The organism is Cupriavidus pampae (assembly GCF_914271485.1).
In the GTDB taxonomy this organism is placed as follows: domain Bacteria; phylum Pseudomonadota; class Gammaproteobacteria; order Burkholderiales; family Burkholderiaceae; genus Cupriavidus; species Cupriavidus pampae.
The window spans coordinates 181,907-200,210 of the sequence record NZ_CAJZAG010000003.1; the positions used below are offsets into that span (position 1 = coordinate 181,907).

Annotated in this window: 17 protein-coding genes; 16 read left to right on the top strand and 1 reads right to left on the bottom strand. The window is 64.1% G+C overall.

Annotation, left to right across the window (positions count from 1 at the left end; translation table 11 throughout):
* Nucleotides 1–64 precede the first annotated feature (64 nt).
* From LDO41_RS08565 to LDO41_RS08615, 10 genes are all read left to right on the top strand, one after another.
* Nucleotides 65–4,834: a pilus assembly protein gene (locus tag LDO41_RS08565; protein WP_223984845.1), complete on the top strand. Its 4,770-nt coding sequence runs from the start codon at nucleotides 65–67 to the stop codon at nucleotides 4,832–4,834.
* Between the two features lie 31 nt (nucleotides 4,835–4,865).
* The gene (locus LDO41_RS34195; RefSeq protein ID WP_290370873.1) at nucleotides 4,866–5,324 is read left to right on the top strand and encodes a type IV pilin protein; all 459 of its coding nucleotides are present in this window, start codon (nucleotides 4,866–4,868) and stop codon (nucleotides 5,322–5,324) included.
* Between the two features lie 137 nt (nucleotides 5,325–5,461).
* Nucleotides 5,462–5,869, top strand: a complete 408-nt coding sequence (locus LDO41_RS08580; protein WP_223984853.1) for a hypothetical protein — start codon at nucleotides 5,462–5,464, stop codon at nucleotides 5,867–5,869.
* Nucleotides 5,870–5,893: 24 nt separating this feature from the next.
* Complete coding sequence (locus LDO41_RS08585) at nucleotides 5,894–6,871, top strand: PilW family protein (protein WP_223984856.1); 978 nt, start codon at nucleotides 5,894–5,896, stop codon at nucleotides 6,869–6,871.
* Nucleotides 6,865–7,425: a pilus assembly PilX family protein gene (locus LDO41_RS08590; RefSeq protein WP_223984859.1), complete on the top strand. Its 561-nt coding sequence runs from the start codon at nucleotides 6,865–6,867 to the stop codon at nucleotides 7,423–7,425. The genes LDO41_RS08585 and LDO41_RS08590 overlap by 7 nt, the downstream gene beginning before the upstream one ends.
* The gene (locus LDO41_RS08595) at nucleotides 7,422–9,341 is read left to right on the top strand and encodes a pilus assembly protein (protein ID WP_223984861.1); all 1,920 of its coding nucleotides are present in this window, start codon (nucleotides 7,422–7,424) and stop codon (nucleotides 9,339–9,341) included. Before LDO41_RS08590 ends, LDO41_RS08595 begins: the two co-directional genes overlap by 4 nt.
* On the top strand, nucleotides 9,338–9,790 hold the full coding sequence (locus LDO41_RS08600; protein ID WP_223984864.1) for a type IV pilin protein: 453 nt from the start codon (nucleotides 9,338–9,340) through the stop codon (nucleotides 9,788–9,790). Before LDO41_RS08595 ends, LDO41_RS08600 begins: the two co-directional genes overlap by 4 nt.
* A 1-nt stretch (nucleotide 9,791) precedes the next feature.
* Nucleotides 9,792–10,352: a pilus assembly FimT family protein gene (locus LDO41_RS08605; RefSeq protein ID WP_223984871.1), complete on the top strand. Its 561-nt coding sequence runs from the start codon at nucleotides 9,792–9,794 to the stop codon at nucleotides 10,350–10,352.
* 108 nt (nucleotides 10,353–10,460) lie between these two features.
* On the top strand, nucleotides 10,461–11,582 hold the full coding sequence (gene ribD, locus LDO41_RS08610) for a bifunctional diaminohydroxyphosphoribosylaminopyrimidine deaminase/5-amino-6-(5-phosphoribosylamino)uracil reductase RibD (RefSeq protein WP_223984874.1): 1,122 nt from the start codon (nucleotides 10,461–10,463) through the stop codon (nucleotides 11,580–11,582).
* A 25-nt stretch (nucleotides 11,583–11,607) separates the two neighbouring features.
* Nucleotides 11,608–12,255: a riboflavin synthase gene (locus LDO41_RS08615; protein ID WP_223984876.1), complete on the top strand. Its 648-nt coding sequence runs from the start codon at nucleotides 11,608–11,610 to the stop codon at nucleotides 12,253–12,255.
* 12 nt (nucleotides 12,256–12,267) lie between these two features.
* Here LDO41_RS08615 and LDO41_RS08620 read toward each other — a convergent pair whose 3' ends face one another.
* Nucleotides 12,268–13,017: an ABC transporter substrate-binding protein gene (locus tag LDO41_RS08620; protein ID WP_223984878.1), complete on the bottom strand. Its 750-nt coding sequence runs from the start codon at nucleotides 13,015–13,017 to the stop codon at nucleotides 12,268–12,270.
* Nucleotides 13,018–13,326: 309 nt separating this feature from the next.
* Here LDO41_RS08620 and ribBA point away from each other — a divergent pair, with 309 nt between their 5' ends.
* The 6 genes from ribBA (at nucleotide 13,327) to LDO41_RS08650 (ending at nucleotide 18,303) form a co-directional block, all read left to right on the top strand.
* Nucleotides 13,327–14,442 carry a bifunctional 3,4-dihydroxy-2-butanone-4-phosphate synthase/GTP cyclohydrolase II gene (gene ribBA / locus LDO41_RS08625; RefSeq protein ID WP_223984880.1) on the top strand — a complete coding sequence of 372 codons (1,116 nt, stop codon included), beginning with the start codon at nucleotides 13,327–13,329 and terminating at the stop codon, nucleotides 14,440–14,442.
* Nucleotides 14,443–14,551: 109 nt separating this feature from the next.
* On the top strand, nucleotides 14,552–15,058 hold the full coding sequence (gene ribH / locus LDO41_RS08630) for a 6,7-dimethyl-8-ribityllumazine synthase (protein ID WP_223984890.1): 507 nt from the start codon (nucleotides 14,552–14,554) through the stop codon (nucleotides 15,056–15,058).
* Complete coding sequence (gene nusB / locus LDO41_RS08635; protein WP_223986902.1) at nucleotides 15,051–15,554, top strand: transcription antitermination factor NusB; 504 nt, start codon at nucleotides 15,051–15,053, stop codon at nucleotides 15,552–15,554. Before ribH ends, nusB begins: the two co-directional genes overlap by 8 nt.
* 10 nt (nucleotides 15,555–15,564) lie before the next feature.
* Nucleotides 15,565–16,746: a pyridoxal phosphate-dependent aminotransferase gene (locus tag LDO41_RS08640; protein WP_223984892.1), complete on the top strand. Its 1,182-nt coding sequence runs from the start codon at nucleotides 15,565–15,567 to the stop codon at nucleotides 16,744–16,746.
* Between the two features lie 91 nt (nucleotides 16,747–16,837).
* Nucleotides 16,838–17,605 carry a hypothetical protein gene (locus LDO41_RS08645; protein WP_223984894.1) on the top strand — a complete coding sequence of 256 codons (768 nt, stop codon included), beginning with the start codon at nucleotides 16,838–16,840 and terminating at the stop codon, nucleotides 17,603–17,605.
* Complete coding sequence (locus LDO41_RS08650; RefSeq protein ID WP_223984896.1) at nucleotides 17,602–18,303, top strand: FkbM family methyltransferase; 702 nt, start codon at nucleotides 17,602–17,604, stop codon at nucleotides 18,301–18,303. The genes LDO41_RS08645 and LDO41_RS08650 overlap by 4 nt, the downstream gene beginning before the upstream one ends.
* The last annotated feature ends 1 nt before the right edge of the window (nucleotide 18,304 follow it).

The following is an 18,304-nucleotide window of genomic DNA, read 5'->3' on the forward strand; positions in this document are numbered from 1 at the left end:
GCCTTTCATTCGCACTCGTTTCACTGAGCCGTTTTTGCGCAACCTCCCAACTGTCGGGCGCACTATGACCCAGCTATCCTCGTTTCGCGTCATGAGCCGCGTCCAGCGCGTGCTTCTGGCTACCTCCTGCCTGTTAGCGATCGCCTCTGCCTCGGCGGCGCAACTGAACCTGTCCACGCGGCCACTGTACGCGGGCGGCGCCGTGCCACCGATGGTCATGATCGATCTGACCAAGGACCACTCGCTGCACCAGAAGGCGTACAACGATTACACCGATCTGGACGGCGGCGGCATCGACTCGACGTACAAGAACAGCATCGAGTACGCGGGCTACTTCGACTCGTACAAGTGTTACGACTACGATGCGAGCGGCATCAAGGGGTTCGTGCCGAAGTCGATCACCACGACCAAGTACTGTGATGGCAGTACCTGGAGCGGCAACTTCCTGAACTGGGCGTCGATGAGCCGTATCGACGAGGTGCGCAAGATTCTCTACGGCGGCACACGTTCAACTGATACCGCTACGCAGACCGTGCTCGAGCGCGCTTTCCTGCCGATGGACGCGCATGCCTGGGCCAAGTACTACTCGGGCACCGACATCGCGCAACTCACCCCGTTCAATGTGGAGCTGCCGGGCAGCGTGACGGCGGTGACCTCGACTACCGAGATGACATTGTCGGCAGCGGTGCGTGACGTCTCGGTCAGCAGCACCACGGACATGCAGGTAGGCGACCAGATCCGGCTCAAGCCGACCAGTGGTAACGCCGGCGCATCGATGACCGGCTGGATCCAGAGCGTCGGTAACGGCAAGATCTCGCTTGCCATCTACGCCGAAAGCGTCGTCAATCCGACTAACGCCAACGACAAGTACAGCAGCTGGAGCGTCCTCAACCTGACCCGCGGTGGCCTGACGTTATGCAACGTCACGCCCAAGGACAGTAACAACACCAACTCGCAGAAGAACACGCAGGCGCCGCAGATCCGCGTGGTGCGCGGCAACTACGCGACATGGGGCGCTAGCGAGAAGTGGCAGTGCAACTGGACTTCCGAGGCTTCCAATACGCAGGGTTCCTTTCTACCCGGCATCGGCGGCACGGGCGTGTCGGGTTCGTCCAACGGCAACCGCGCGGCGGTGTCCGGCATGAACTCATCGGCGGAGAATCCGTCGAAGACTGCACGCGGTCTTGGCACTGGCCAGGACACCGGTACCTTCAATGCGCGCGTGCAGGTTTGCGTGCCGAATCTGATCGGCACCGAGAACTGTAAGCAGTACGGCACCAGCTACAAGCCTTACGGCCTGCTGCAGAAGTACGGCGAGACCGGGCAGATGCTGTTCGGGTTGATGACGGGGTCGTACGACAAGAATATCTCGGGCGGTGTCTTACGCCGCAACGTGACCAACTTCGCCAGCGAGATCAACCAGGCTGATGGTACCTTCGCGTTCACCGGTACCAATGGCGTCAAGGGCATCGTCTGGAACACCGACAAGCTGCGTCCTTACGGCTATAGCTACGGCGATGGCGGCTACACCAGCGCGGACTCGTGCAACTATCAGCAGACTTCGATCGTGCCGAGCGGTGGATCCACCAACCAGAACCAGCCGGCCAACGAAGGCAATTGCTCGACGTGGGGCAATCCGATCTCCGAGATTTACGTCGAGACGCTGCGCTACTTCGGCGGCCTCGCACAGACGGACAGCTTCCAGCCCAAGACCGACGGCAAGGACAATGCGCTCGGCCTGACCACGGCGGCGTGGGCGAACCCAATGGACCTGCCGGCCAGCAATCCGAACAAGGCGCCCTACTGCTCTCCCATGAACGCACTGGTGTTCAATGCGAGCGTATCGTCTTATGACAATGACCAGGTCAATGTCCTCAGCGCGTTGACCGGTACTCCCGATGTCAGCACCTGGACCGACAAGGTCGGCGCGGGCGAAGGCGTGGACGGCAAGACGTCGTGGTTTGCAGGTGGCGTCAGGAGCGGCGTGATCGACAATCTGTGCTCGGCCAAGGAAGTGGGCAAGTTCAGCGACGTGCTAGGCATCTGCCCGGAAGGCCCGTCGCAGCTCGGGACATTCCAGATTGCCGGTGCCGCGCTGTTCGCGCACTCGAATCGCATTCGCGATGGCAGCAAGCTCGGTGTCCCCACCAATGACTCGAACTCGCTGAAGGTCTCCACCTACGCGGTGCAGCTGGCAACCACCACGCCGAAGATCAACGTGAACGTGAACGGCAAGACCGTGACGATCATGCCGGCTTATCAACTGCACCCCAACGGCGTGGTTGCCAGCAGCGGCACGCTCGTGGACTTCAAGGTCATTTCGCAGGACGCCACGTCGGGCAAGTTCTATGTGAACTGGGAAGACTCCACCGCAGGTGGTGACTATGACCAGGACGTATGGGGGATTCTGAGCTACACGGTCACCGGGAACAACATCTCGGTGTCGACCCGCGTCGTGTCGGCATCCACATCGAATGGCCAGGGCTTTGGCTACGCGATTTCTGGCACGAACAAGGATGGTCCGCACTTCCATTCGGGCATCCTGGGATTCAACTACACGGATCCGGTGCCGGTCACGGTCACCCCTGGCGGCAAGGTCAATAGTTCCGGCGGTTGCAACAACTGCGTGATCGGCGATCCCGAGACAACCGTGACCTATTCCGCCAGCGGCACGGCCGCGGCGCAGTTCCAGGATCCGCTGCTCTACGCGGCGAAGTGGGGCGGCTTCAAGGACATCAATGGTTCCGGCACGCCGGATCAGGCATCGGAATGGGATGTGCGCCTGCAGGATGGCACGCCGGGCTCCGATGGCCTCCCCGACAATTACTTCTATGCGACGAACCCGGGGGCACTCAGCGCGGCGCTCGAGCGCGCCTTCCTGTCGATCCTGAAGGCATCGTCGGCAGCGGCAGCAGCTTCCAACTCGTCGTCGCTGACCACCAACACCACGATCTATCAGGCCCGCTTCAACGGTTCCGACTGGTCCGGTCAGTTGCTGGCCTATGGCCTCAACCTGGACGGCAGCGTGAGGACGCCCGAGCTGTGGGATGCCGGCGCCAAGTTCTTCGGAGTTTCCGCAACTGCGCGCAAGATCCTGACGTACAACTACGCCGATAACACCAGCGCGGGCATCCCATTCCGCTGGGACCGTCTGCCGGACGCATACAAGACCACACTGAACCTCACCGATACCCTGGGCAGCAATCGACTGGACTGGCTGCGCGGCGACCAGAGCAATGAAGGCGATGGCGCCAGGCAATTCCGTACCCGCCCCTCGAGCGTGCTCGGCGACATCATCAACTCGGCGCCACAGTTCGTGGGCGGTCCGACGTCGGGGTACTCGGATCCTTCCTATGTACAGTTCGTCGCGGCCCACCGGACTCGCAAGCCGATGGTCTACGCGGGCGCCAATGACGGCATGCTGCACGCGTTCTCCGCGGATCCGTCCGCCAATGGCGACGGTGGCAGGGAGCTGTTCGCCTACGTGCCCTCGCTGATGTACAGCCGCCTGGCCAATCTCACCGCGAAGGGATACACCCACGCCTACTACGTGGACGGCACGCCTACCATCGCCGATGCCGTGGTCAATGGGAACTGGCGCACGCTGCTGGTCGGTGGTCTGGGTGGCGGCGGTCGCGGTGTCTACGCGCTCGATGTGACCGACCCCGAGGCGATCTCGGAAGGGACCGCGGCAAGCACCGTGCTGTGGGAATTCACCAGCGCGTCGGATCCGGACCTCGGTTACACCTACGGCCAGCCCAAGATCGTGCGTTTCAGGGATGGCAGATGGGCCGCGATCATCGGCAATGGCTACAACAACACCGCCGGCCGGGGCTCGATCTTTATCCTTATGCTGGACCGTCCCGCCGGCAAGAAAACGTGGGTGGAAGGCGTGGACTACTTCAAGCTGACGCTTGACGATGCCGGCACCACGATCTCCAATGCCGTGGTTCAGGTAGCCCCGATCGACGGCGATGGCGACGGCGTGGTCGATGCGCTGTTTGCCGGGGACCTGCTCGGCAACCTGTGGCGCTTCTCGTTCGACAATGCCTCGCCATCCGCATGGCAAGGTACCCGACGCAAGCTCCTGAAGGCCACCGATGCCGGCGGCAAGGTGCAGCCGATTACCACCGCGCCTACCGTGCGGCGCCATCCGCAGGGCGGATATCAGGTCCTGATCGGGACCGGCCGCTTCGTCGATACGGCCGACCCGACCGACATGTCGGTGCAGACCGTGTACGGCGTATGGGATCAGGACAAGAGCACGCAGGCTACCGTGACGCGCGCCAATCTTCAGCAGCAGACGATCACGAACGAAGTGCTGATCAATGGCAACTGGTACCGCCTGATTTCGAAGACCGCATTCCAGTACTCGCCGACCGGTTTGCAGGGCTGGTATATGGACCTGGTTCAGCCAGGCTCGCCGGCCGTCGCTCAGGGCGAGCGCGTTATCTACAATCCGCAGCTCCGCCAGGGACGCCTGATTTTCACCACGGCAATTCCATCAAGCGATGTGTGCGAGAACGGGGGGTCGAGCTGGCTGATGGAATTCGATTCGCTGACCGGCGGCCAGCTGACGGTGACGCCGTTCGACGTCAATGGCGATGGCAAGTTCGACAACAATGACTTCGTCAAGGACAACGGCCAGCCGGGCGCGGTAGGCGGCACCAAGCAGAACAATGGCATCAGCACCAATCCGAGCGTGTTCGATCCCGTCAAGCCCGAGGGCCCCGAGATCAAGATCAGCCCGGGAACCAACGGTAGCCTGACGGTAGTGAAGGAAAGCAACTCGTCCAACCGGGGCCGCCTGTCCTGGCGTCAGATCCTGCATTGATGGCAGGCCCAGGGACACAAGGAGAAACGACATGATGAGAACAGCCCTGCCAATCAGGCGCCCCCGCGGCGCCCGGGGCTTCACGCTCGTGGAGCTGATGATCACGGTCATGATCATCGGCGTGCTGGCCACGATCGCGATTCCCAGCTATCAGCAGTTCGTGCAGCGCGCGCGGCGTACGGAAGCGAAGAGCGCGATGCTGCGGGTGATGGGGGCGCAGGAGCGGTATTTCACCGTGAACAACTCGTACACCACCGACCCTACCGCCCTGAGCTTTGCGGCCTGCGGAAACAACACGACGGGGTCCGGGGATAACTGCGATGCCAGCACCTACCTGATCCAGATTGCAGCGCTCAACGGCGATCCCAAGACCGGATTCACGCTGACCGCGTCTCCGAAGCAGACTGATGACCTGTGCGGCAATCTGACGCTTACCAGCACCAACGTAAAGGGCAAGACCGGCAGCGGCAGCATGCAGGACTGCTGGTAAATCGATCCGCGGTTAATCGTTCGTGCATCGAGCGCCGGCAGTCGCTAACAAACTGCCACATTTCCGGCACATGTCGACACGTTTCGACGGGGTATCCGCCTCTATGCTTGGCGCCTTGATTGTTGTCCGAGGACGCCATGCCGGATACCCGCCTCTCCTGCCCTCCCCGCTTCAGCCTTTCCGCACTCTTCTCCACCCCAGATCGAATCCACGCTACGGTGCGTGGCTATATCCTCGCTGAAGCGCTGCTCTGTCTTGCAATCGTCGCCATGGCAGCGCTGCCGTTGGCTTTGCTCGCCACGCGCGGGATCAGCGCGGCTGGGCAGCAGCGGGCGATGTCCGGTATCACGCGAGTCGTCGCAGAAGCTGCGGAAGCCGGGATTGAGAGCGCGGGTCGCGCATCGTCCGCGATCGGCGTGCGCATAGAGCATTGCGGCGCCCTGCGCGCCGACGCGTCGTGCGTGCCCGGCACGCGTCTCGCAGTTGGCGGGTCGACGTCGCCAACGGCCATGCTGCCGCGCGTGGCGTTGTGGGTCTCACCGTAAGGCCATGCCATGCGGTCCCCTCTCATGCGTCTTTGTCGCCGTCGCCGCCATCGTCACATCCGCGCGTTCTCGTTGGCGAGCATGCTGATCGGCCTGTCGCTTGGACTGATCGCCAGCCTGGTGGCGTTCGTGACGTTTCGCATCGCGAGCGTCGCGTACCGCGATATCGTCGATCACATCATGATGGAAGAACGCGGTCATCGTGCATTGGCGGTGCTTGCCCATGCCATCCGGCACGCGGGCCACGTCTCGCCGGTGGTTGCATCGACTACGCTGCCCGCAGGGGATAGCGCGACGGCGGCCGCGCTATCAGAAGCCTTCGCACCAATCGTCGGGCACGACGACTGTGGCGCGATGTTCACCGATACCGATTGCGCCCGCGCGGGGTTTCAGCGCAGCGATGCGTTGCGTGTGCGCATGTCCGGCAGCAGCCATCCCGACGACCCCACCCTCCCCGACGGCACGATGAGTGATTGCGGTGGCTTCGCGTTGCCGGCGCGCGCCGAGGGCTCTCTATCCGGCGATGCATACAGCGCTCACGGCGGCGAACGTTACGCGCGCAATGTGTTCTATATCGGCCGGGCGGCGGACGGCGTCCCCCAGTTGATGTGCCGCTATCCGGCGCGGCGCGATGGCCGCATGGCGGGCGCACGCTTTACACGGGGCGCGCTGATACGCGGCGTGGAGACCATGCAGTTTCGTTACGGCGTCGACCGCGATGACGACGGCATGATCGATGAGTTCCTGCGCGCAGACGATCTCCATGCGCATGGAACGTCGGGGTGGCACGCCGTCCGCGCCGTGCGCATTGCCCTCGTCATGCGGGGCGAACGCCGCGAGCGGCGCGCGGGCACGCGATCGTTGGTGCTGTTCAGCGAGGCTGATCATGCCACGCCTGACGACCATTTCGTCCCCACGCACGATCTCGACAGACGCCGTCATGTCTTCACCACGACCGTACGCCTGCGCAATCCCTCCTCGTGTCGGGAGGCATCGTGCTGAAGCCACATGCACCGCGACGCCACACGGTGGGCATCAGCACACTCGCCTTCGTATCGCTATTGCTGATGCTCACCGCCTCGTCGTGCTTCGCGGCCATGCATCTGCTGAGCGTGGGGCAGATCCTTGCGAGCCGTCAGGTCGATCGCGAGATTGCGATGCGGGCGGCCGAGGTGGCGCTGATCGACGCGGAGGCCGATGTCCTCGCCGCGCTGGCGCAAGGCGGTGGACGCCTGTTGCACTGGCCTGCGGCGGGTCACTGCAGCGAAGGTGTCGGGCAGGGTCTGTGCATTCCGACGCATGATGCGCCGCCATCCTGGTGGCGCTGGCTCGATGGGCAGGACGTCGCCGAGGCGGCAACCTTCGGTACCTTTACGGGCGCATCGTTGCCTGTGTTGCCGGTTGGTGTGACAGGCGCCACGATGCCGCCGCGCTATTTGCTGGAGCCCATCAGCGACGGTCTGCCCGGGCAACTGCCGCGCTTTCGCGCGACCGCGCTCGGCTTCGGACGCCACGCAGGCGTGCGCGTCCTACTGCAATCGGAGTTCCAGCCGTGATCGCACAATCGTCGTCGCGCGCGCGGTGGGGCACCATGACCCGGGCGCTTGTTGCCGCCCTCCTGCTTCTGACCATCGGTTCCGCATGCCATGCATCGCCTGCGGGGCATTTGCCGATGCACTATCGCGTCGAGCCTGCGCAATATCCGTGGACCGGACGGCTGCATGCCGTGACGTTTCAGACCGCCACGCTCGAAGGCGGTCTCGCTTCGGTTTTGTCGCAGTGGGAGGCAGGTCATTTGCTCGATCAGCGCGAACCCGCCTCGCGGCGGCTATACATCGGTGGCGGCGTGCGTGCGACTGGGCTGCACTGGCACGCGCTCGATCGCGATCAGCGTGATGGGCTCAGCGGTGGTAACGATCTGCAAGACGGTAGTAAACCGCATGATGGCAAGCGAGCCGTGGCATGGCTGCGCGGCCAGCTTGGTATGGCGGGCATGCGCCCGCGCGATACGCGGCTCGGCCATGCCGGCGATGCACGTGTACACGTGGTACCGCCGCCCATCTGGCAACCGCTGATGCCGGGTCACGATCGCTTTCGCATCGCGCACGCGCGGCGCCCCCACACGGTATGGCTCGGCACGCGCACGGGCTCCGTGCATGGATTCGACGCGGTGTCTGGTCACGAGATCGCCGCATTCCTGCCACGCGCGTTGCTGCCTCAGGCGGCGGTACTGACGATAGCGGGCAAATTGCCACCATTGCGCGTCCCCTGTCCGCGTCCCGACACGATCGATGCCGATCTGCGGGGCGAGTGGCGAACGTTGCTGTTGTGCGGCGTGCCCGCTGTGGACGACGTCGATGTGGCGGGCGACAACACAGAAGATGGTCCTGCAGCGTCCGGCGAAGCGATCGATACCGATCGCCATCACGAGAGCGTCAGTCACAGCGCGAACGGCGGCGACAATGCCGGCGCGGCGATCTTCGCGCTCGATATCACCACCGCTGACGCGCAGCGGCCCATTGCTCTGATCTGGGAACTGGCCGCCACCGACGCGCTGCCATTGACCGGCAGCGGTCCATTGCGCGCGGCGGCGCTCGTCGAGTATGGCGTCAGGCGCTGGTATGCGGTGGCGATCGTTGCGCACGCAGACCACAGTGGACTCGCGCTGATTCCGCTCGATGTCACACGTCCGCGCGCCATCCGGCAGATTCCATTGCCGCCGCACGGATGCGACGCCACCCAGCGAGCCGGGCGCCTGCTGGCGGCCTCAGTACTCGCCGACGCGCGCGGCATGGCCCGCTCGATCCATGCGCTCGACAACCTCGGACAACTCTGGCGCTTTCCAATCCCAGAGAACGAATCGGCGACACAGCCCCCCGTCTGCGTGTTGAAACTGCGCGGCGCGGCCAGCCGGCGCGTCGAGGCCCCGCTGATTCTTCCTGGCGTCGTCGTACCGCTGATCGCCGTCGGGAGTGGCAGCGAGGTGGCGGTGGTACCCGCGACCACTTCCGCACGTGGCAGCGACCCACGCGCGATCATCCGCGCGCGGCGACCGCACGGCGAACCTTCCGATGGCGTCATGCTGCGCGCCGACGGCGCATCCGATCAAGGCTGGACCTTTGTGCTGCCTCATGCGGGCGAGCGTTTCGAGCGATGGCTCCCCGCCGGCAATGCGCATCTCGCCTTCACCACCCTATCCGCCGACGGCGGACGGCGCAGCTATCTGCTCGACGCGATGCGTGGTATCTCGCCGGTGGTCACGGGCCTGCCGACCGGTGCGGCAGAGCCTGTCGTGACGATTACGCCGATCCGCACCGACGGCGACACCACGCCCGGCGTTCAACGCAGCGATATCGAGTCGGTCGCGCTATGGACCGTCGACGCCGACAACGCGCACCTGCAGCAGCAGGTTCACCACATCCGCAGGCGCGGCCGTCTCGGTTGGCGTGAGCTGACCCGGAGTTCGCCATGACCCTCGCTATCGGACACCGCCACGGCTTTGGGCTCGCCGAAGTGCTCATGGTGCTCGCCATCACAGTGATACTGGCCGCGCTCGCGCTTCCCACCTGGCAACAGCATCGCGCACGCGCGATGCGCGTGGAGGCGCGCGCCGAGCTTGCCGCGTCGATGCTCGCACTCGAACGCCACGCGTGGTCACACGCCACCTTCGCGACCTCGCGTGATGAAGCAGCACCCGCGGGTGATTGGCCGCTTCCGGTGCCGGCGACACCAGCCACACCGCATCACTGGATTGCCGCGACGACGTGCGGGGATCTGCCGCTCAGTCAATGCGTGGAACTGCGCGCGACGCCCGTGGCGCCGGACGCCCGCTGCGGCACGCTTGTGCTGCGCAGTCATGGCGCGTGGCTGTCGATGCCCGCCGCGGCGACCGCGCCCGTCCCCCTGCCGCGAGGTTGCTGACATGATCGCGCGCCGCCGAACCGGTTTGTCGCTTGTTGAATGCCTCGTGACGCTCGCCGTGGTCGCCATCCTGGCTGCCATTGCCTATCCGACGTTGCGCGCCATCGTTGCCGAGCAAACCGTGACCCATGCGGCCGATCGGCTGGCCGCTTCGCTGGCGCTCGGCCGCAGCACCGCCGTCACGCAACTCGCCGATATCGTCATGCTGCCGCTGAATGGGCACGCGTCGTTTGACCACGGCTGGCAGATCGTATCGATCGAGAGTCCGGAGGCACCGCTGCTGGTGGTGCCATTACAGGATCGCTGCCTGCGCGTCGAGTCACGTGACCCGCGTCGTGAGCCTCGTCGCGACACCCGCGGCGGCGGTCGCGGCGAGCCGGCGTCCGGCATTCGATGGACGGCTGTGGGATACTCACGTTCTGAGCACGGTGGCTTTCATGCCACCACGTTCGTCGTCCGTTGCCATGGGGCGCAGCGGCAGGTCAGACTCGGTGCGCAGGGCCGGATTCGCATATGCCGACCGAACATCGATCACCGCAACCGCGAGCGCGACTGCGACTGATCGGCATCGCTGTTTCAACCTGAACGAACTGAAACGACCGAAATCTCGCCCCAGCGCCACGTGCGCCGCTCGTCATTTCACCACGCAAGGCTTGCTACGCCAGACCGTATGTTTTCCGATTCCGATCACGCCGCCATGGAACAGGCGCTCGCGCTCGCCGCGCGAGGCATGTTCACGACCACCCCCAATCCCCGTGTCGGCTGCGTGCTGGTGCGCGATGGCGAGGTGATCGGCCAGGGATTCACGCAACCGGCAGGACACGATCACGCCGAAATCCAGGCCATGAAGGACGCGTTGTCGCGCGGGATCGATCCGCGCGGCGCCACGGCTTACGTCACGCTCGAACCGTGCAGCCATTTCGGCCGCACGCCGCCTTGCGCGGACGCGCTCGTGCGCGCGGGTATCGCGCGCGTGGTGGCGGCGATGGAAGACCCGAATCCATCCGTCTCCGGCCGCGGCCTGCAGCGGCTGCGCGATGCCGGCGTCGACGTACGTTGCGGTCTGCTGGAAAAGGAAGCGCGCGATCTGAACATCGGCTTCGTATCGCGCATGACGCGCGGCACGCCCTGGGTACGCGTGAAGGTAGCCGCGTCGATCGACGGTGGCACGGCGCTGCATGACGGCACCAGCCAATGGATCACGGGCCAGGCTGCACGCGACGACGGCCATGCTTGGCGCGCCCGTGCGTGCGCCATCCTCACCGGCATCGGCACCGTGCGCGACGACAATCCCGAGCTCACCGTACGCGCGATTGCCACGCCGCGTCAGCCGCAACGCGTGCTGGTCGACTCGCGACTCGAGGTTTCGCTTGACGCCCGCATGCTGGCGCGCGACACCGGCGATTTTGCTAAGCCCGTGCTGATTTTCTGCGCGGTCGACGACACGCGGCGACGCAAGGCCCTCGAGGCGCGCGGCGCCGAGGTCGTGGTGCTGCCGAACCCGCATGGCAAGGTCGAGCTACGTCGGATGCTCGAGGCACTGGGCCAGCGCGGCATCAACGAATTGCACGTCGAGGCCGGCTACAAGCTCAACGGCTCACTGATCCGCGATGGCTGTGCCGACGAATTGCTGATCTACCTCGCACCGAAGTTGCTTGGCGATGCGCAGGGCATGTTCAACCTGCCGCCGCTCGCACGCCTCGACGATGCCCCCGCATTCCACTGGCACGACGTGCGCCAGATCGGCGACGACCTGCGCCTGATCGCGCGCCATGCGCGCCCCCAATCATGACCACCGGCTTCTGAAGAGATCCACCATGTTCACTGGCATTGTCGCGGCTGTGGGCCGCATCGAATCCGTCTCGCCTCTCGGCGACGCTCAAAGCGCCTCCCAGGCGGGCGTGCGACTGCGCATCGCCGCGGGCGCGCTGAACCTGTCGGACGTCGCGCTCGGCGACAGCATCGCGATTCAGGGCGCATGCATGACCGTCGTCGCGCTAGAAGCCGGTCAGTTCGACGTTGACGTTTCACGCGAGTCGCTGGACAAGACCGTGGGCCTCGATCGCCCGGGACGCGTCAATCTGGAGAAGGCACTGACGTTGGCGGAACGCCTCGGCGGCCATCTCGTCTCTGGCCACGTCGACGGTCTCGGCGAGGTCACGCACTTCGCGCCGGTTGGCGAATCGCACGAACTGCGCATCCGCGCGCCGCGCGAACTCGGCAAGTATCTGGCCTACAAGGGCTCGGTCGTGGTCAACGGCGTGTCGCTGACCGTGAACCGCGTCAGCGATCAACCCGACGGTTGCGAGTTCTCGATCAATCTGATCCCGCACACGGTCGAAGTCACGACGCTGAATGAGTTGAAGCCGGGCGCCCGCGTCAACCTCGAGATCGACCTGATCGCGCGCTATGTAGAACGCATGCTATCGGCAGGCTCGGCAGGCGCCACCGAGGGCGCCCGCTAATCCAGCGCCAGTTTACCCCTGGTCTGGCGCCGCCGAGGGGGCAACCGAAGCACCCTCGATACCATGCCGCTTGAGCGCTGCCGCGACGAAGCCGCTGGCCTTCATGTCCTCGACGAAGCGGCGCAGCAGCTCGACCACCGCTGACGGACGCGACTTCGGTACGCCCATCGCCTGCTGAATCACCATAAAACGGCCGGGCAGCAGACGCACGCCCGCCACGCGCTGCGCGTCGGCTTCGAGTTGCTGGCGCACGCCTGCCGCGACATCGAGGTTCTGTTCGAGAAAGGTGTCGACCACTGCCGGCGACGTCGGCGCGCGCACAATCTCGGCGTGCTTGAGCTCGCGCGTCAGATAGAGGTCATAGGCACTGCCCTTGCCGACGGTCACGCGCCGGCCGGGCTGATCGACCTCGGCGTTGTCGCGTAGCGGCGAATCGTCACGCACCATATAGGCACCTTCGATCAGTACATACGGCGCCGTGAACGAGATGCCGGCCCCGCGCACGGGGTCGATCGCGAAGAAGCCGAAGTCCGCCTGCTCGTTCGTCACAGCATCCACCGACTTGCCTGCGGCATCGAACACCACCAGTTGCACGTCCATCCCGAGCCGGCGCGCGAACTCGCGCGCGAGGTCGATCGACACCCCAAATGGCTTGCCGTCCGCGTCGAGCCTCGCGAGGATCGGGTTGCCGACGTTGATGGATGCCCGCAGGGCACCGGTGGGCGCCAGTTCGGCGATTAGCTGGGGATCGATGGCGGTCATGGACTCGGGTCTCCTGTCTTCCAGTGAATGGCTGCGGCCGGCCCTGGGGCGGGCCTGGCGAGCCACGCGTGTCCCACATGGCGCAATGCAGCAGACCCGATGGTACATGGCGAGGTACCGCAATTGCCAGTGCCTGTCCAGCGCCGGAAGCCCGCGGCGGCCGCGCTGTCGACGAGCCGGTTGGCGTACAATACCGGCCTTGATTCCCGGCCCTGAAGGCGCTGGCGCACGATTCCTCGAAACATCGATGCATCAGGCGCGCCGGGCCTCCCCTCTGGCCTCCGCCCTGTTTCCTGAGTTGCCCCTGCCATGACAATCGCCCGCACCGAAGACATCATTGCCGACATCCGCGCCGGCCGCATGGTCATTCTTGTCGATGAAGAAGATCGCGAGAACGAAGGGGATCTGGTCCTGGCCGCGGATTTCGTCACGCCCGAAGCCATCAATTTCATGGCCAAGTTCGGTCGCGGCCTGATCTGCCTGACGCTGACGGCCGAGCGTTGCCGCCAGCTGGACCTCCAGCCGATGGTCTCGCGCAACGGCACCGTGCACGGTACCAATTTCACGGTATCGATCGAGGCGGCCGAGGGCGTGACCACCGGCATCTCGGCGGCCGACCGCGCGCGCACCGTGCAGGCGGCAGTCGCTCGCGACGCCCGTGCGTCGGATCTGGTTCAGCCCGGCCATATCTTCCCGCTCACGGCCCAGCCCGGCGGCGTGTTGATCCGCGCCGGCCATACGGAAGCCGGTTGCGACCTCGGCGCGCTGGCCGGCCTGACCCCGGCTGCCGTCATCTGCGAAATCATGAAAGACGACGGCACCATGGCGCGGCTGCCGGACCTGATCGAGTTCGCGCACGAGCACAACCTCAAGATCGGCACGATCGCGGACCTGATCCACTACCGCAGCCGTACTGAAAGCATGATCGAACGCATGGGCGAACGCGCCATGCAGACGCCCTTCGGCAACTTCCGCACGGTGGCCTATCGCGACAAGGCCAGCGGCCGCGCGCATCTGGCGCTGGTCAAGGGCGAGCCGCACCGCGAGCGCGAAACGCTCGTCCGCGTGCACGAGCCGCTGTCCGTGCTGGACGTGCTCGAAACCTCGCGCACCACGCACTCGTGGAGTGTCGCGGCCGCGCTCGAGGCGGTGGGCCGTTCGGAAGCCGGCGTGGTGGTACTGCTGAACTGCGGCGATTCCGCGGATCAACTGCTCGCACAGTTCTCGGCCCTCGACGCGCCGCAGGAGCGTCCGCGCCGCAAGCCGGACCTGCTGATCTACGGCGTGGGCGCACAGATCCTGCGCGATATCGGCGTGGGCAAGATGCGCGTGCTGGGCTCGCCACAGAAGATGCCGAGCATGACCGGTTACGATCTCGAGGTTACCGGCTGCCAGCCGATGGACGGCCAGGCGTCCTGCGACTAAGGTCCTGCGACTGAGTCAGCAGCATCGATCAACAGACATCGATTTACGACAGGACCGGGCCGCCCAGGCGCCGCCCGGCACCGCCAACCGAACAACAGGAGAAATGACAATGGATCACGGCTTCTACCCCAGCAACATGGATGGTGAAGGCCTGCGCATTGGTATCGTGCAGGGCCGTTTCAACGAACCGGTCTGCGACGAACTGCGCGAAGCCTGCGTGGCCGAGCTCGAGAAGCTTGGCGTGGAAGGCGAGGACACGCTGGTCGTGACCGTGCCGGGCGCGCTGGAGATTCCGCTGGCACTGCAGAAAATGGCCGAAAGCGGCCAGTTCGACGCGCTGATCGCGCTGGGCGCCGTCATTCGCGGCGAAACGTACCACTTCGAACTGGTGTCGAACGAGTCCGGCGAGGGCATCACCCGCGTCGGCCTGGACTTCAACCTGCCGATCGCCAATGGCATCCTGACCGTCGATACCGACGCCCAGGCCCATGCGCGCACGCGCGAGAAGGGTCGCGACTGCGCCCGCGCGGCCGTGGAAATGGCCAATCTGGTGGCGGCACTGGACTCGCTGCGCGAGCAGGATCGCGACGAAGACGACGAGGACGATGATGAGTGACACGCGCGATACCGGCGATCAGGCCGGCAAGCCGGGCCAGGCCGCTCGCCCCGAGCCCAAGGCACCGCCGAAGAGCGCGCGCCGCCGCTCGCGCGAGCTGGCGCTGCAGGGCCTCTATCAGTGGCTGCTGAACCGCAACGACATCGGCGCGATTCAGGCTCACCTGCATGACGCTCAGGGCTTCAATAAGGCCGATCGTGAACACTTCGACGCGCTGCTCAATGGTGCCGTGCGTGAAGAAGGACATCTGACGGCTGCCTTCGAGCCGTTCCTGGATCGTCCCGTGGCCGAACTGTCGCCGGTGGAGCGCGCGGCGCTGCTGGTTGGCAGCTACGAACTCGTGCACTGCCTCGACATTCCGTACAAGGTCGTGATCAACGAGGCCGTGGAGCTGACCAAGACGTTCGGCGGCGTGGAAGGCTACAAGTATGTGAACGGCGTGCTGGACAAGCTGGCCGCCCAGGTACGCGCGCCCGAAGTGGCCGCCCGCCGTTGAGTTGACCCGCATGGACGCCAGGCATATCGCCACGGCCGCACGGCTGGCCCATATCGAGCCGTTCCATGTCATGGAACTGGCCAAGCAGGCAGCCGAACTCGAGCGTGCCGGCCGCCATGTGATCCACATGGGCATCGGCGAGCCGGATTTCACCGCGGCCGCCCCGGTCATCCATGCCGCGGAAGCGGCGATGCGGCGCGGAGTGACGCAGTACACCGGCGCGCTCGGCATCCACGCGCTGCGCGAGGCCATTGCCGGGTACTACAAGACCGCTTACGGCATCGATATCCCCGAGCGACGCGTGATCGTCACGGCCGGCGCTTCAGGTGCCCTGCTGCTGGCGTGCGCGGTGCTGGTCGAGATCGGCGCCGAGGTGCTGATGCCGGACCCCAGCTATCCGTGCAACCGCCATTTCGTCGCGGCGTTCGACGGTTTCGCCCGCATGATCCCGAGTGGCCCGGCGGAACGCTTTCAGCTGACGGCCGAGCAGGTGGTCGCCAATTGGGGGCCCGATACGCGCGGCGTGCTGCTGGCCTCGCCGTCCAATCCGACCGGCACATCGATCCTGCCCGAGGAACTGCGCAAGATCCTCGCGGAGGTGCGCGAACGTAACGGCTTTGCGATCGTCGACGAGATCTACCAGGGCCTGTCCTACGACGCGCCCCCGGTCTCGGCGCTGTCCCTCGATGACAACGTCGTCACGGTGAACAGCTTCTCGAAGTACTTCAACATGACCGGCTGGCGTCTCGGCTGGCTCGTGGTGCCCGACGCGCTGGTATCGGCGTTTGAGAAGGTGGCGCAGAACCTGTTTATCTGTGCGTCCGCCGTAGCACAGCACGCCGCCCTCGCCTGCTTCTCACCCGCGGCGCTGGAGATCTACGACGCGCGCAAGGCGGAATTCCACCGCCGCCGCGACGCGATCGTGCCGGCACTGGAGGCGCTGGGTCTGCGTGTGCCCGTCAAACCCGACGGCGCGTTCTATGTCTACGCCGACTGCCGCCACATCAACCACCCGTTCGCGGGCGACGCGGACCGGCTTACGCAGGCAATCCTGCACGACGCGGGCGTGGTGCTGGTGCCGGGCACGGACTTCGGCCCCCACACCGCGCGCGACTACCTGCGCATCTCCTACGCGACGTCGATGGAAAACATCGAGGAAGCGATGCAGCGACTGCATCATTTCCTGCGGTAGGAACGCTCTGCGCAAGGTCGGTCTGCCGTCTGCATGTGTAGTAATCTATACTTTAATGCTGCGGTGCAAAGCCGCAATCAATGGGGACGCCGTGAAGATTAATTTTGTGAATGCCGCCGAATGGCAAACCTTCGTCAAAGAGCCCAATCTCTTGATCGACAGAATCGAGAAGGAAGTGTTCATTGTGCGAAACTTCATGAATCCGCGGCTCGTCGACGAATTCAAGCAATTCTGCCTGCAATTTTCCAGCGAGAAAGACGCCTCGTGGCATCCGTGCCTCGACAACTGCCCGGACTATCATCGGATTCATCATCAGTATCCGCAGGCGTTTGTTAAATCGACTCAACATGGATACTACTTTCATCCATGGAACGAGAATTTCGCTAGATTGATGACCTTCTCTGGCTTCGAGGAGATATTCGAGCTAAAAGCACGCGCCGCGGGGTCCCACTTCTCGGCTTTCTCGAAGAACCTGCCTTCACAGGGACCCATTGTACGGATCGTTAGCCATCAATATCCGCCCGGCGGAGGTGGACAGGAAGAACATATCGATCCTGTGTCGCCGTTTGCGAAAGTGCAGACCATCATCCAGGCGGCAGATCCGGGCCTTGACTACCACACGGGCGGCCTGTACATCAACGATCCCGAATTTGGGGTCGTGAATATCGATCCGCTGACGAGGAAAGGCGATCTCATCCTGGCCTCCCCAGGAGTCAAACACGGCGTCGCGCCAATCGATGATGATCAGGAACTGCAATGGGACACGACAAAGGGTCGTTGGATCATCATGCCAATTATCATTCACTCTGATCATGTGAAGGATATTTCTTTAAAGCCCTACCAGACCACTAACTCATGAAGAAGCTCATCCTCGTCGACGACCACGATCTCTGCATTCGTACGTTCCTGAAGGAGATTGATGACATAGGCATCCTGGGCGATGCCCGAGGCGTCCTTCATGTAGGCGCTCACATGGGCGAAGAAGTACGCGCATATAAAGATTTTTCCTGCAACCCTATCTATCTCGTCGAAGCAAATCCTGAAATTTTGCCGAAATTAGCCGAAAAATTTAAGGCCGACGACGATGTTCAAATTCTCTCCACTGCTGTGGGAAGCAAGAACGGGACGACTGAGTTTGTAGTTCATCGCACGAAGAAGGGAGGAATGGAGTCTTCCGGCCTCCTCAACCTCGAGAAACTTGGGACGATCGTCCCAGTTTTTGAATCAGAGTCCAAATATCAGGTACCAGTCACGACCATCGATAGCTTGGCTGAGAGTTTGAACCTTGCCGGTCGCATCGGCTTGATGGTTCTTGATATTCAAGGCGCGGAAATGATGGCGTTATCTGGCGCGAGTGCATTTCTGCAGCAAGTGGATGCCGTGATTTGCGAAGTGAATCTAATCAGAAACTATGAATCCTGCCCACTCGAGGAGGATATAGATCGCATATTTGCTGAGGCGGGCTTCGTCAAGCAAATGGGGATTTATCATGAACTATATGATGCGACTGGTCGGTTCCCCGCTTGGGGCGAATGTCTCTGGCATAGGCAGCGATAAC